The sequence below is a fragment of the Bifidobacterium asteroides genome, assembly GCF_003202755.1.
Classification (GTDB): Bacteria; Actinomycetota; Actinomycetes; order Actinomycetales; family Bifidobacteriaceae; genus Bombiscardovia; species Bombiscardovia asteroides_F.
Genome location: NZ_QGLK01000001.1, coordinates 917,966 through 931,713, shown reverse-complemented (window position 1 = coordinate 931,713; position 13,748 = coordinate 917,966). Strand labels below are relative to the sequence as shown.

11 protein-coding genes and 1 pseudogene are annotated in these 13,748 nt (G+C 61.2%); all 12 read right to left on the bottom strand.

Features of this window, described 5'->3' with window-relative positions; translation table 11 throughout:
* Positions 1 to 46: 46 nt before the first annotated feature.
* On the bottom strand, positions 47 to 1,090 hold the full coding sequence (gene tsaD, locus DKK74_RS03465) for a tRNA (adenosine(37)-N6)-threonylcarbamoyltransferase complex transferase subunit TsaD (protein WP_110412747.1): 1,044 nt from the start codon (positions 1,088 to 1,090) through the stop codon (positions 47 to 49).
* Positions 1,083 to 1,595 carry a ribosomal protein S18-alanine N-acetyltransferase gene (rimI, locus tag DKK74_RS03460; protein ID WP_181414892.1) on the bottom strand — a complete coding sequence of 171 codons (513 nt, stop codon included), beginning with the start codon at positions 1,593 to 1,595 and terminating at the stop codon, positions 1,083 to 1,085. The genes tsaD and rimI overlap by 8 nt, the downstream gene beginning before the upstream one ends.
* Positions 1,592 to 2,380, bottom strand: a complete 789-nt coding sequence (tsaB, locus tag DKK74_RS03455) for a tRNA (adenosine(37)-N6)-threonylcarbamoyltransferase complex dimerization subunit type 1 TsaB (RefSeq protein ID WP_110412745.1) — start codon at positions 2,378 to 2,380, stop codon at positions 1,592 to 1,594. Before tsaB ends, rimI begins: the two co-directional genes overlap by 4 nt.
* Positions 2,377 to 2,979, bottom strand: coding sequence for a tRNA (adenosine(37)-N6)-threonylcarbamoyltransferase complex ATPase subunit type 1 TsaE (gene tsaE, locus DKK74_RS03450; protein ID WP_110412744.1), 603 nt, complete (start codon positions 2,977 to 2,979; stop codon positions 2,377 to 2,379). Before tsaE ends, tsaB begins: the two co-directional genes overlap by 4 nt.
* Positions 2,976 to 3,953, bottom strand: coding sequence for a DNA polymerase III subunit delta (gene holA, locus DKK74_RS03445; protein WP_110412743.1), 978 nt, complete (start codon positions 3,951 to 3,953; stop codon positions 2,976 to 2,978). Before holA ends, tsaE begins: the two co-directional genes overlap by 4 nt.
* A gap of 28 nt (positions 3,954 to 3,981) precedes the next feature.
* Positions 3,982 to 6,024, bottom strand: coding sequence for a ComEC/Rec2 family competence protein (locus DKK74_RS03440; protein WP_110412742.1), 2,043 nt, complete (start codon positions 6,022 to 6,024; stop codon positions 3,982 to 3,984).
* Positions 6,021 to 6,689 carry a ComEA family DNA-binding protein gene (locus DKK74_RS03435; RefSeq protein ID WP_181414891.1) on the bottom strand — a complete coding sequence of 223 codons (669 nt, stop codon included), beginning with the start codon at positions 6,687 to 6,689 and terminating at the stop codon, positions 6,021 to 6,023. The genes DKK74_RS03440 and DKK74_RS03435 overlap by 4 nt, the downstream gene beginning before the upstream one ends.
* Positions 6,690 to 6,790: 101 nt before the next feature.
* Positions 6,791 to 9,760, bottom strand: a complete 2,970-nt coding sequence (gene leuS / locus DKK74_RS03430; protein WP_110412740.1) for a leucine--tRNA ligase — start codon at positions 9,758 to 9,760, stop codon at positions 6,791 to 6,793.
* 75 nt (positions 9,761 to 9,835) lie between these two features.
* Complete coding sequence (locus tag DKK74_RS03425) at positions 9,836 to 10,666, bottom strand: glutamate ABC transporter substrate-binding protein (protein ID WP_110412739.1); 831 nt, start codon at positions 10,664 to 10,666, stop codon at positions 9,836 to 9,838.
* Between the two features lie 9 nt (positions 10,667 to 10,675).
* Positions 10,676 to 11,626 (bottom strand): magnesium transporter CorA family protein, encoded by a 951-nt coding sequence (locus tag DKK74_RS03420; RefSeq protein WP_029678922.1) that lies wholly within the window; start codon positions 11,624 to 11,626, stop codon positions 10,676 to 10,678.
* A gap of 106 nt (positions 11,627 to 11,732) precedes the next feature.
* Positions 11,733 to 12,422, bottom strand: a pseudogene (locus DKK74_RS08815) (DUF1287 domain-containing protein).
* 128 nt (positions 12,423 to 12,550) lie between these two features.
* On the bottom strand, positions 12,551 to 13,576 hold the full coding sequence (locus DKK74_RS03410) for a D-2-hydroxyacid dehydrogenase (RefSeq protein WP_110412738.1): 1,026 nt from the start codon (positions 13,574 to 13,576) through the stop codon (positions 12,551 to 12,553).
* Between the last annotated feature and the right edge of the window lie 172 nt (positions 13,577 to 13,748).

The following is a 13,748-nucleotide window of genomic DNA, read 5'->3' as shown; positions in this document are numbered from 1 at the left end:
CCATACTATAGTCAGGACCTTCGTATCCGACAACTTGGCGTGTCGATTACATCAGGATCCTGTCCATAGGCATCGCCGAATCAATGGAGAAATCAGAAGCAGAGGGAGACAGGCCAGCCTGGACCAGATTGACGCCTAGCATGGCCACCATAGCACCATTGTCTGTGCACAGGTTGATCTTCGGAATGCGGATCTTAACGCCTTCCCGGTCGCCGAACTCCTGAAGCTTGCCGCGCAGCTGCGAGTTGGCCGAGAACCCGCCGCCGACGATCAGGGTATCCGTGCAGAACCTGCGACAGGCGGCCATGGCCTTGCGGGATAGGACGGTGGCCACGGAATCCGCCAAGGAGGCGCAGACGTTATCAACGGGGATATCGAGCCCGGCCTGCTGTCTGCGTTCGACCCATCGAGCCACGGCGGTCTTGACCCCGGAGAAGCTGAAGTCATAGGGATGCTCGGCTCCAGCCCGGCCCTTTGTCAGCCCCTGGGGCACAGCGATGGCGTGAGGATCGCCCAGACGGGCATGGCGATCTATGTGGGGACCGCCAGGATAGGGGAAGCCAAGCAGGCGTGCAATCTTGTCGAAGCACTCCCCCGCCGCGTCGTCCAGAGTAGTACCCACCACCTGGACCGATCGCGCCAGGTCATCCACATGCAGCAGCGAAGTGTGGCCGCCGGAGACGATCAGGGCCAGGGCATTCTGTGGGAAGGGACCGAATTGGAGCTGAGTGACAGCTATATGGCCGATGACATGGTTGACACCGTACAGGGGCTTTTTCGCCGCCCAGGCCAGTGCCTTGGCACCGGAAACACCTACGGCCAGGCATCCAGCCAGTCCAGGACCAGCCGAGACCGCTATCGCGTCGATCTGGGAAAGGTCCATATCTGCATCATTCAGGGCCTTGGAAACGACCGGCACAAAGGACTCAGCGTGTGCCCGCGAGGCGATCTCGGGTATGACACCACCATAGCGGGCATGCTCGTTCATGGAGGACGCCACCACGTTGGACAGCAGCCGGTTGCCCTGAACCAGGGCAGCCGCGGTCTCGTCACAGGTGGATTCGATGCCAAGCACCAGAGGCTCACTCATGGTCAATGATCCTTTCCTGTCCCTTTGAAAGCTTGTTGCCGCCAAAGCCCACCGGACCCGGTCCGACCGAGCTTAAGGGCCTGGTCATAGCCCAGGCATCCACGTCTTCGGGCTGATAATAGCCTTTACGCAGACCCGTCTGTGAGAAGCCGAAGTCCTTGTAGAGGTCAATGGCAGCGGAGTTGTCTACACGGACCTTCAGATTCATGCGCTGCAACCCCTCACAGTCGGCTGAAGCGATCAACTTGGTCAACAGAGAACCCGCAATGCCCCGATTCCGGGCTTCCGGTAGCACTCCCATAGTCATCAGCTCGGCATCCCTTTCGCCCGACCAATACCCTCCGTAACCCAAAATGGCACTCTGGTCTTCCCATACCAGGTATGTGTGTGAAGGTCCGGACAACTCAAATCGCAGCTCCTGCCGACTCCAGGCCTGGTCGCCGAAGACGCGCGTCTCCAGATTGACAAGCTGGTCCAGATCCCCCAAGGCCGCTGCGCGAATCATGACTGGACGGCTACGTGCTTGAGCGGATTGGGTACCGAGACATCCGGCCTGCGAAGGTAAAGCGGCTCCACAGGGCCGATCAGCCCCTGTTGGGCACGCCGGCATGCACAAGCAGCCATCAGGCTTGTCCCCTGTGTCCCATCCTCCAGGAAGGATCCTTCGTCCAGCATCACCTGTATATCAGAACGATTATCAAGACACTCCCACTGGTCAGCGTAGCGACCAGCTCCATGGCCGCTAATAACCAGAGCAACAGGACCCTGGTCCAGAGACTTCTGTCCGTCTGCAATAACCGCGATTTTCTCACAGACAACAGCTGGGTAGTCGATGCTCATTTCGGTCAGCGGCCGGGCCGGGGCTTCCACATCTCCAAAGTCGTCAAAGAGACGGTAGTAAAGCTGCCGACGTCGAGCATCGTTGACAGCCAGGACCAGAAGCCGGATGTGGTCTTGGTCCTTCTGCTTGAACCGGCTGTAAGCATAGCGGGCCTGCGGCTCCAGAATGTCCTGGCCCAACAGATGGGCACCCGTGGCAAACGCCAAGGCTTTGGCGGTGACGATGCCTGCCCGCAGACCGGTGAAAGGCGCAGGGCCCAGTCCCACCACGATGGTGCTCAAATCTTCTGCGGACAGCCCAGCCTGGTCCATGACCTTGGCGATATTGACCTGGAGACGTTCCACATGCGAGCGCGAATCGCTCTCTATGCACGGCTCCCGCCCGGGCAGTCCCACAGTCGAGCCATATGAGGTGTCTATCACCAAAAGGGGCGTATCGCTCCCGCTCATGCCGTCATCGCCTTTCTCATCTGCTCCAGTCTGGTGGCCCATGACGGACCCACTCCACGCAGACGTACCATACGCTGACCCTGGGAGCTGGGTGGCGCGTCAGGATCTTCCATGGGATCCACGGGTCGGGCGATGCTCACTTCCAGACGTTGATCGGCCAGTGCCGAGGCCATCTGCTCACCCCATTCCATCAGGACGATGGTGCTTTGGCCCGGATCCTCCAGCTCCTCGTCAAGACCAAGGGACTCCAACTCATCCAGGAGCCGATCCACGGCATCCTCGCCAGGCAGATAGTCCTGTCCGCCCAGCCTATAGGCATCCACGTGGATCAGGGTGACCGGCGAGCCGTCGGACAGATGGCCATGCAGCTCTCTCGCAATGGTGAACGTAGGCGAGAGCACAGGACCGTCCACTCCAAGTCCGCTGCCCAGCCCCTGGGCCAGCGTGGTCTTGCCCGCCCCCAGAGGTCCGGACAGGAGGATCACATCCCCGCCTTGCAGACACGAGGCCAGGTTTCTGCCCAGACGTTGCATATCCTCGCCCGTAGGCACGGCCAGCCCAAATCCATCCCGCTGCCCGGCGCTGTCCTGCAGGCTCATGCCAATGTCCTTCCCTTGGCGGCGATCAGCTCAACTGCCCGTTCCAGAGCATAGCGGGCGTCGCCGCTACTGGTTTTGCTGACCTCATCAGCCTGGGCCAAGGCCTCGATGCAGGCCGCCAGGCCGGAGGATGTCCATCCATGCAGCTGTCGTTTTGCCTCCCGCAACTGCCAGTAGGCGGCCTTGGCCTCGGCTGTCGTGATGGATCCAGATTCGATGGCCGCCTCCTTGCCCAGCGTTCGCAGCTTCAGGGCCAGTACTCCGATAAGGGATACCGGTTCGTTACCCTGTTCCAGAGCTGAACGCAGGGCGACGACGGCTTGGGCCGGCCTACCGGCAAGGGCCCTGTCTGCCACAGCGAATCCGGATACAGCCGGGTTATCGGTCAAATACCGGTTGACGATATCCAATGTCATGGGGTCCTGGTCAAAATCGAAGCAGAGCTGGGAGCACATGGATGCCAGTTCCGGAGTCCGCTCGCCCAGGACATCCACCAGACGCTGGGCCGCCCGCGGCTGGATGCGACGCTGATGGGCCTTGAATTGCCCATAAACGAAATCAACCTTGTCATCGAACTTCTTCAGATCCGGCATACGCTCTATGACTGCTCCGGCCCGTTCCATCTGATCCAGAAGCCTGCGACCCCGGTTGCCCCCGTCATGACGTGCGATGACAATGCTGGATTCGGAATCTACCGGCTCGTGGCAGAAGTCCACCAGGGCCTGAGCCAAGGCCTCATCGGCCGCCTGCAGATCATCCAGAAGAACCACGGCCGTCTGACTGAGCAGAGAGGGTCCGACCGCCTCCTGAAAGGCATAAGCGTCGCAGTCTGCTGCGTCCATTTCTATGTATTCGCTGTCCGGGTGAGCGGCACATGCCTGTGCACACAGCTCCTTGACGCGCTGCCCGTTGAGGAAGGGATCGCCGCCGACCACCAGATGGACGGAAGGGTTCTCCTGCTGAGCTTTGGTCATGACTCAAATCTCCCTTTATCACTGGACATTACCCCGGTCGTTTTTTGAAGACCAACTGTGCCAGAAGGCCATAGGTCTGCCGTAGCCAGACCTTGATTGACCCCCAAGCCGATGGCCGAAAGGGAACCCCTGAATCCTCGTCTGTCACAGCTGACCATGAACTGTCCCGCCTCCGGGTACGGATGAGTCGAACCAGCCGATGATCGATCACGACCACGAGACCCAGACCAAGCAGACAGGCGCTGCCGACTGGCCCCGAGGGCCAGGCAGCCGGAGCAGCCGCCTCGCCCAGCCATGTGGCGGCAAAAGCCATGACCCCGGTACCCAGGGAGGTCAAGCGGGCCAGCAAGAGCCCCAATGGGGGCCAGAGCCAGGAGGTGAGCAATGCAAGCAGGCCGGTCACGGTGGCAGCGTCGACCACAGGAGTGACCAGCAGGTTGGCCAGCGGGGCCAGCAGAGGCAGTCCGGGACTCATCAGCACCTGCACGGGCAGAGTCCCGGCCTGTGCGCACAGGGTCGTGGCCAATGGACGTGCCAGTAATGCCGGCAGATGGTCTTCAAGGAGGGCAGTCAAACGCCGGTTGCCCAGACCTATGCCAAGCACGGCACCACAGGAGAGTGCGAAGCCGAAGCTTGAAGCCATGGAAGGCCGCAGGATCAGGACCAGCAGCACGCACCAGGACAAGGTATTCAAGGACTGTGCAGGACGGCAGGCAGCGAGGGCCAGCGCCGAAAGAAGCCCCATGGCCTGAGCTCGCAAGACTGAATCCCCTGGGACCATCAGCATGCCTAAGCCCAGGTAGGCGGCAGACAAAACCAGGGCCATCAGCAGGGGCGGCGAGCGCAGGGACCGCATGATCGAAACCAACAGCGAGGCCAGGATCATGAAGTGCCCGCCGGAGACCGCCATCAGATGAAAGATACCTGATGCCCGGAAATCCTGGGTCAGACGGGCGGCATAGGCGGGTTCCACTGCCGGTCTGCTTAGGGACCCACCCGACCCGGGCAAAGCCTGGTTGCCTAGGATGCCCATGGTCAACCCCGGCACCAGGATCCGCCCCTGATCATCCAGCCTGCTGGCCTGTTCGAGAAAGGCATTTTGCATACGAGCGATTAATCGTCTACCAGGTCCTGGCGGTCTGACCTCTTTCAGGCCGCCTTCCACAGCCAGCCAAGGCATAGGGCGTCCGTAAGTGGAGGGTTCCAGGAGGCCTCGCGCGCGATACTGTCCACCCTGCTGCAACAGGCATGACCGGCTGCGGGCGAAGAGCACAATCCGTTCATCGGAAGGCATGCGCACTCCGGCCACAGTCACCCATTGCAGCCTTAATTCCACCTGACAGTCCCAGCCTCTTCGAGAGGATGCGCTCATAGGTCCCACAGCTTTGCCACGAACCTCAGCCATCGCCTTCCCCTGACGGATCTGACGGGACGCCGGCCCGCTGCGCACCGACTCATGACCGACCGCGGCAGCCAATGCTGCAGCCAAAGCCACGGCAGCCAATACGGCCAGCGTCGGCAGCTTTTGAGGACCAAACCAAGTGGACACCAAGGCGTCCTTGATATTCGCTGCGCTCCCACAAGTTGTATTCAGATGGTTTTCATTCCAACGACCTTTGTCCCAAAGATTCTTGTTTCCACGACGCACACATACTCGGGGCAGATAGGTCCGTCTGCGTAAGCGATGAGGCCGACGAAATACCTGACTCCTGCAATCGGGGTTCTCTGTTACGACCAAGCAGACGAATTTGATGGCAAGCAGGAGCGTTGCAAGGATTAATGGAAGCGCCAGGACGAGCGGCGTCATCCAGACCGCCATGCCCATGCCTCCACCGGCTGTACTCCCACCGGCCATGTCGCCTTTGGATTCCCCCATCGATTTGGCCCAGTCACCGCCCTTGGCTGATCCTGCCGCTGATCCACCCATGCTCCGATCCAAAAACCATGGGACCAGCAAGGCAACCGCCCAAGCCAGACAGGCGGCGGGGAGCATACGAAGGTTGCGGCTGCCGTTCTCCCGATCAGTTGCATCGTGAACCCCATCGTGAACCGCTGCATGACCGACCATCATTGCGCTACCAAATATGGGCGTAAGCGGGCCAGGGTCTTGGCACCGATGCCGGGGACATCCAGGAGCTGGTCTACCGAAGTGTAGCGGCCGCCGATGGCTCGTCGATGTTCCAATATTTTTGCAGCCTTGACCGGACCGATCCCCTTGACGTTTTCCAGATCCTGCTGGCTGGCGCTGTTCAGATTCACGCGCCCCGCCTGATCGGCTGACCCCGAGGAGGCACTTGAGACCGGAGCAGCAGTGGCATTGTCGGCCTTTTTGGCAGGTTGGGAGGAGCCAGAGACCGGAGGATCGGCCTGCCCGCTGCCTGCTTCACCATGGGTACCACGGCTGTGTTCGTTTCCCGAGACAGGCTTGCCTCGGTGCGCAGCACTCTTTACATCACTATTCGCCGGAGCCGATGACCTGGCACCGGATTCGTCAACGGCCACTCCTGCAGCCAGGGCACGTCCCTGTTGGGCCAGCAGAGTCAAGCTGACTGCCAGGGCCGCCACCAGAATAAGGATGGCTGTCAAGGCCTGAATCGGTGTAAACGACCAGACAGGCCGATCCCGTCGTGCCAGAGACTTGGCCATTCCTTGGGCTGGCCCCTTCGATCGAACAGATCGATTCAGAGCCAGAGCCTGGATGGGCGGCGCCGGGGGCTGGGTGATGTTGATGCTCATGAGCCCAGCCTGACACGAAAAAGCCCCCCCGGTATGAGGTCGAGGGGTTATGTGGTCGAATGTCGTCATCCGTCCACAGCCTGGCTGCGGACAGCGCAGGGTCAGGCTGGCACGACCGAAACGATCCTAGGCGCCTTAACGATGACTTTGCGCGGCTCCTTACCGCCCAGCCGCTCCTGGACGGCGGGTAGTGCCAGGGCCATAGCCTTGAGCTGGTCGGGCGCGATGTCGGGGCTGACCTGCAGTTTGCCGCGAACCTTGCCCTTGACCTGGACCACGGCGGTAACCGTGTCCTCGCCAAGATATCGATCATCCCAGGTCGGCCATTGGGCATGCGCCAGGGACTCCTTATGACCCAGACGGCTCCAGAGCTCCTCACAGATGTGTGGGGCGATGGGCGAAAGCATGAGCACCAGTGGCTCAATGGCTGCCCTGGGCGTCGGATTCAATCCGGTCAGATGGTTGTTGAGCACGATCATCCTGGCGATGGCCGTGTTGGGCCGCATGGCCTCCATCTCCACCGTCACGTCGTGGATGGTGGTATTGAGCAGCTTCAGGGTCTTCTGGTCGGGTTCGCCCTCGTCCAGGACAACCTCGCCGGTCTGCTCGTCCACCACATTGCGCCAGAGCCGCTGCAGGAAGCGCATGCCGCCCACCACGTTGCGCGTGTTCCAGGGTCTGGACTCGTCCAGGGGACCCATGCTCATCTCGTAGAGGCGGAAGGTGTCGGCTCCATAAGTGCGGTACATGTCGTCCGGAGTGATGATGTTCTTGAGGCTCTTGCCCATCTTGCCGAACTCGCGGTTAACCGGCTGCCCCTGCCAGGTGTAGCTGACCTTGCCGCCCTCCTCGTGCTCCTCCACCTCAGCGGCGGGCACGTACTGGCCGCGCTGGTCGGTGTATGCGTAGGCTTGGATCATCCCTTGGTTGAAGAGCTTGTGGAAGGGCTCCTTGGACGAGACGTATCCCAGATCGTAGAGGACCTTGTGCCAGAAGCGTGCATAGAGCAGGTGCAGCACCGCGTGCTCCACACCGCCCACGTAGAGGTCGACACCGCCTGACTCCCCGGCCGTAGCATTGTGCTTGGGTCCAAGCCAGTAGTCGTATTCCTCCGGATCAACCATGTGCTGGTCATCCTTGGGATCGATGTAGCGCATGTAGTACCAGCAGGAGCCGGCCCAGTTGGGCATGGTGTTGGTGTCCCTGTGGTAGACCTTGGGGCCGTCACCCAGGTCCAGGGTCACGTTCACCCAGTCCTGGTTGCGGCTCAGCGGGGCCTCCGGGCTGGATTGGGCATCCTCGGGGTCAAAGGTCTTGGGCGAATAGTCGGGCACGTCCGGCAGGGCCACCGGCAACTGATCGTCGGGCAGCAGGTGCGGTAGGCCCTGGTCGTCATAGACCACCGGGAAAGGCTCGCCCCAGTAGCGCTGACGGGAGAAGAGCCAATCACGCAGCCGGTAGGAAACCGTCCCGTGGCCCACCCCGGCCGACTCCAGCCATGCGGTCACCTTCTCGATTGCCTGGTCAACCCGCAGGCCGTCCAGGCTGAGCTGGTCGCCAGCAGCCTGGGTGGCCTGGACCGAAGAGTTGACCACAATGCCGTCGTGGGAGACGAAAGGCGCCTTGCCCCGGTAGTCGTCCAGGGTCTGACCGGAATCAGCCAGTGGGCTGACCGTGTAGACGACGGGCAGGCCGTACTTGACGGCGAAGTCGTAATCACGCTGATCGCCGCCAGGCACAGCCATGATAGCTCCTGTGCCGTAGTCCATCAGCACGTAGTCGGCAGTGAAGATGGGCAGCTTGGCTCTAGTGATGGGGTTGACCGCATACAGCCCGGTAAACAGGCCGGTCTTGGCTCCGCCCTCGTCCACACGATCCTTAGCGGTCTTGGCTTCGGCGGCCCTGCGATAGGCCTGTACACCCTCCGCGGGATTGGCATAACCGCCCTTCCACTGTTCAGGCACATCATCAGGCCAGTCATGGGGCAGATGTTGCAGCAGGTCGTGCTCGGGAGAGACCACGGCGAAGGTGGCGCCAAAAAGCGTGTCGGGACGGGTGGTGTAGACCTCCATAGTCTGATCGCCGTCAGGGCTGGGCACGGTGAAGTCCACCGAAGCCCCGTGTGACTCTCCGATCCAGTTGCGCTGCATGAGCTTGACCTTTTCGGGCCAGTCCAGAATGTCCAGATCCTCCAGAAGCCGGTGGCCGTAGGCGGTGATACGCATGGACCACTGCTTGAGCTCGCGCTGGTAGACCGGGTAGTTGCCCCGCTCGGAGCGTCCTTCGGCGGTCACCTCCTCGTTGGCCAGAACCGTGCCCAGCCCGGGGCACCAGTTGACCGGCGAGCGCGAGATGTAGGCCAGGCGGAAGTCGTTGAGCACCTCGGAGCGCTCAGCCTCGTCCAGCTCCTCCCAAGAGGCGTCGGGATGGCCTGGAATGGGCCTGCTTCCGGACTTGAAGGCTTCGACTAGTTCGCTGATGGGCCTGGCCGAGCCCATCCCCCCGTCGGCACGGCGGTAGTCGGGGTCATACCAGGACTCGTAGATGCGCGAGAAGATCCACTGGGTCCAGCGCACGTAGTCGGTATCGATGGTGGCGAAGGAGCGACGATCATCGAAGCTGAGCCCCAGCCGGTGCAGCTGCCAGCGCATGTTGGCGATGTTCTGCTCGGTGGTGACCCGCGGGTGCTGGCCGGTCTGGACGGCGTACTGCTCGGCGGGCAGGCCGAAGGCGTCGTAGCCCATGGCATGCAGGACGTTCTCGCCCTTCATCCGGTGGTAGCGGCTGACCACGTCGGTAGCGATGTAGCCCAGAGGGTGGCCCACATGCAGGCCCTTGCCCGAAGGATAGGGGAACATGTCGATGACAAAGTAGGGACTGCGGCCTCCAGCGTGATCTCCGTGGGCATCCGTCAAGTCACCCTTGGTGTTGGCGGCCCAGAAGGTGCCCTCCTTGTCCCAGCGCTGCTGCCAGCGCTCCTCGATAGTCTGAGCCATAGCGGCATCGTAGCGGAATTGAGGCTGATCTGATTCCTGGGTCTGCTGATGATCCCTATCTTCGTTCGCGTTCATATGGTGAATTATCGCCATTCACATGGACACGGCCAGGCCGATGTCCAGCATCCGTCATCCTGGCGGAATGCGTGCTCAGTGATCGCCGGGCTGCAGGGTGCGGGCAGCGGCATCCATGGAGAAACCAATCGACTTGGATGCCCGGCTCAGAGCAGCCTTGAAGGATCCGTCCCGCATCATCCTCTTCAGGGCCTGGTTGATGACGTCCACCAGCTCCGGATCTCCGTGGGGCAAACCGATACCGTACCGTTCATGGGAGAAGGGATTGCCTACCAGGCGCAGCTGGCCTCCTCCGCGAACATGAGCCAGCCCAGCCAGGGCGAAGTCGTCGCCACTGGCGGCATCGGTGTCCCCGCTGAGCAGAGCTGTGATGCATTCGGGAAACTCCTCACGCTCCTGGACCTGGGCCTGGGGGGCCAGCGAGCGCACCAGAACCCCGGAGGTGGATCCCGCAGCCACGCAAACCCGCTTTTGGGCCAGATCCTCCACCCCGGCAATGTCAGTCTGGGTGCGGCGAACCAGGAGGTCCTGTCCCGCAGCCAGGTAGGGCCCGGCGAAATCCACCAGCTTCTGCCGTTCCTGGGTGATGGAGTAGCCAGCCACGACCATGTCCACCTGGCCCTGTTCGAGCATGTGCTCGCGGTCCGCAGGCTTCACTTGGCGAAAAACGATCTGCGACTCGGCGTATCCCAGCTCGTGGACCACATACTGGGCCACGTCCACATCCAGTCCTCGGTACTGGCCGGACTGGGCGAATCCAAGTCCAGGCTGGTCGAAGGAGATGCCCACGCTGATCTTGGGTCCGATGGAACCCGCACGGTAGGAATCCTCCTGAGATCCGCACCCGCTCAGGGGCGCCGCCAGAACCAGTGCCAGCAGAGCCGCCGCAATCCTGCGTGCAAACATGATCGATTCCTACTTGAACATTTTCGAACGTGTCAGGAACCAGGTTACCAAGGCGGTCACCAGGCCTGACAGAATCACCACGACCGCAAATCCCCAGGGCTTGTCAGTAAAGGGCATGCCGAACATGCCTTGGTTGAAGTTCATGCCATACATGGAAAAGATCAGCGTAGGCACCGACAGGCTGATGGAGATGATGGTGAAGATTCTCATGACGTTGTTGACGTTGTTGGAGACGATGGAAGCGAAGGCGTCGGTCATATTTGAAAGCACACTTGAGTAGATGTTGGCCATCTCGATGGCCTGCTTGTTCTCCGTGATCACATCGCCCAGAAGGTCCTCATCGTCCGGGTAGCGCTTGATCCGCTCCAGGCCGGTCAGCTTCTCAAGGACGATCTCGTTGGACTTGAGGCTGGTGGCGAAATAGACCAAGGTCTTGTTGAGCTCCAGCAGCATGAGGATCTCTCGGTTCTGCATGGAGTGGCGCAGCTTGAGCTCCAGCCGGTCCGACTCGCGGTCGATGATGCGCAGGTATCGCAGGTAGAGGGTGGCGTTGCGGTAGAGGATCTGCAGGATGAAGCGGGACTTCATGAAGGTGTTGAAACCCCGGATGGTGCCCTCCATGAAGGGGTGGAGCAGGACGGTGTCCTGCATGCAGACGGTGACGATCAGATCCTCCGTAACGATGATCGACAGGGGAATGGTCTCATAGTAGTCCCGGCCGTCGCGCTCCTCGGCCCGGGGAATGTCGACGATGACCATGGTGTACTCGTCCTCCACATCCACACGCGAGCGCTCTTCATCGTCCAAGGGGGCACGCAGGTCAGCCAGGTCTATGCCCGTGGTCTGCGAGACGTTGGCCAGCTCGACATCGGTGGGCGCCGATAAGCATATCCATGAGCCCTTGGAAGCCTTGCCGATCTGCTCGATCTGCCCGTTCATGGTGCTGAATACTCTCATCATCGCCATCACCGCCTCTCGTGCTCGAACCTGGCCGACGTGTCTGGCCGAACCGATAGTAGCAGATAACCAGTCGCCGCCGTGCTCAATTTCGCAGGGTAGTCCCTGGTCACCCCCTCCATGGGCGCAGGACGGCGGGTTGGATTTTGGAGGCGTCGAAGCGGAAATGACCGGTGATGGGACGATGACCGGGCGATCCCAGGTAGTCGTTCTCCCTGGCGCGCTGGCCCATGTTGTGCAGAAGCAGGGGAATACCCCGGCTGTCCCTTTTATCCGAGGCCATGCCGATGTGCCAGGAGGTGTCGAAGATGACGATGTCGCCCTGCTGCCACTGGTCGGTGGCCGCGATGTCGTTGGTCAGACGCTGGGCGTGCCGGGACAGGAATACGCCGAGGACGTTGGTGCGTCTGAAGTCGATGTTCGGATCAGGCCTGCTGATGACTCCGGCATAGGCCCCGGGAGACGAGGCGATGTCAGCGTCGACCATGGCTTTGAGATCCTAGCCGGCCTGTCGGAAGGCCCTCCAGATCTCATCGGTACAGGCACCCCGGTCATCGGGTGGATAGCCGCCCTGATAGTAGCCGCTGTCATAACATGGATGGATGCGTGCCTCCTGATGGGCTCCACGCACCATAGCCGTGTAATCGTCCACACCGTCGTGGTTGTAGTCCACAGGCGAGATCAGAGGCGGGTAGACAGCAGTCTGCTCAGGAGAATACCCGGGAGGGCTATGGGAAGCGGTCTTGCGGCCGTTTGCAGAGGAACTTTGATTATCATGGCGAGCAGATCCGACACCCATCAGTCTGCCAGCCAAGGCCAAGGAGCCCGCCACAATCAAAGCAAGCGCCAGCAGAACGGCCACCCACCGCAGAACAGTCGTCCGCCCACGACTGTTGCCGCTACGGCTTTGCTCTGTCGGCACGGCGGTCACCTCATCCGGTTGCGAAGGGGTCTGCCATCCATGAACCGACGAAGATTATCCAGGCAAATTTCCCGAACCTTGTCCATGTTGGAGGGGAGATGAGCTCCCCCGGCTACATGCGGAGTGAGCAGGCAGCGTGGTTGCCTCCAGAGTGGGTGGTCTTCAGGCAGAGGTTCCGGTTCGGTCACATCCAGCCCTGCACCGAAAATGCCATCCTTATCCAGGGCTTGGGCCAGAGCCATGCAATCCACGGCATCTCCCCTGCCCGCGTTGATCAGCACGGCGGTGGACTTCATCAATGCAAGACGATGGCCGTCGATGATATGTCTGGTCTGCGGCGTTGAAGGCAGGGCCAGAGCCACTACATCCATCTCAGGCAGCAGGGCATCCAGATCGTCAAAACCAGCCAGACGGTCGAACCCCTCCACCGGCTGGTCGGGATGCCGCCTGATACCGATGGTCCGAGCGCCTACAGCCTTGGCCAGACGAGCGAAGGAGGCTCCGATATCCCCCGTGCCCAACACCAGAACCTGGCAACCGCGCGGTGAAAGGACAGCCCCGCGAGGTTCCCAACGGCCCATGCTTTGGTTGTCCCGGTAACCAGGAAGGTCCTTCATCAGGGCCCACATCATGGCGAACATGTGCTCGGAGACCGACTGCCCGTAAGCGCCTGAGGCACTGGTCAACATGGCGTCCGGAGGCAGAACCCCCGGTTTCAGGTAGGCATCCACACCCGCGCTGCTGGTCTGCAGCCAGACCAGGTTACGGCAGGCAACCACCTGCTCGGCCGGCGGATTACCCAAAATGATCGTGGCCTCCGATCGGAGGGATTGAGGGACATCGATGAGCCAATGCATGCTCTGCCGCATGTCCGTGTCGACAATGAACTCCTGATGAACGCCTGGAGCCGCCTGGAGGAATTCCTGTCGTTCGCTCTGGTCCAAGGGCAGGCAGTTGATGATGAGCTGGTGCCCAGGATGGTTCTCGTTCCGCTTTTCAGCCCGTACTTCGACATCGTTTTTGCCGGTCATGGTCCGCCGCCTTTCCGTTGCTGCCGACCCCCTTGGTCGCCCCTTGTTCATCATGCTAGCGCACTTGCAAGCTCAGGAATGACTCAAGACCATTCGAGGATAAAATCCATCAATTAGCTCACAATCCCTGCAATTCCGGGGCAACACACTGAGTTGCTCCATTCGCCAATCC

Excerpts from the sequence above, each read along its gene's own strand:
- DKK74_RS03420 (WP_029678922.1), bottom strand. The coding sequence starts at position 11,626 with ATGATGAGAGTATTCAGCACCATGAACGGGCAGATCGAGCAGATCGGC.
- tsaE (WP_110412744.1), bottom strand. The coding sequence starts at position 2,979 with ATGAGCCTGCAGGACAGCGCCGGGCAGCGGGATGGATTTGGGCTGGCC.
- DKK74_RS03435 (WP_181414891.1), bottom strand. The coding sequence starts at position 6,689 with ATGAGCATCAACATCACCCAGCCCCCGGCGCCGCCCATCCAGGCTCTG.
- tsaD (WP_110412747.1), bottom strand. The coding sequence starts at position 1,090 with ATGAGTGAGCCTCTGGTGCTTGGCATCGAATCCACCTGTGACGAGACC.
- DKK74_RS03425 (WP_110412739.1), bottom strand. The coding sequence starts at position 10,666 with ATGTTTGCACGCAGGATTGCGGCGGCTCTGCTGGCACTGGTTCTGGCG.
- holA (WP_110412743.1), bottom strand. The coding sequence starts at position 3,953 with ATGACCAAAGCTCAGCAGGAGAACCCTTCCGTCCATCTGGTGGTCGGC.
- DKK74_RS03410 (WP_110412738.1), bottom strand. The coding sequence starts at position 13,576 with ATGACCGGCAAAAACGATGTCGAAGTACGGGCTGAAAAGCGGAACGAG.
- tsaB (WP_110412745.1), bottom strand. The coding sequence starts at position 2,380 with ATGAGCGGGAGCGATACGCCCCTTTTGGTGATAGACACCTCATATGGC.
- leuS (WP_110412740.1), bottom strand. The coding sequence starts at position 9,760 with ATGAACGCGAACGAAGATAGGGATCATCAGCAGACCCAGGAATCAGAT.
- rimI (WP_181414892.1), bottom strand. The coding sequence starts at position 1,595 with ATGATTCGCGCAGCGGCCTTGGGGGATCTGGACCAGCTTGTCAATCTG.
- DKK74_RS03440 (WP_110412742.1), bottom strand. The coding sequence starts at position 6,024 with ATGATGGTCGGTCATGCAGCGGTTCACGATGGGGTTCACGATGCAACT.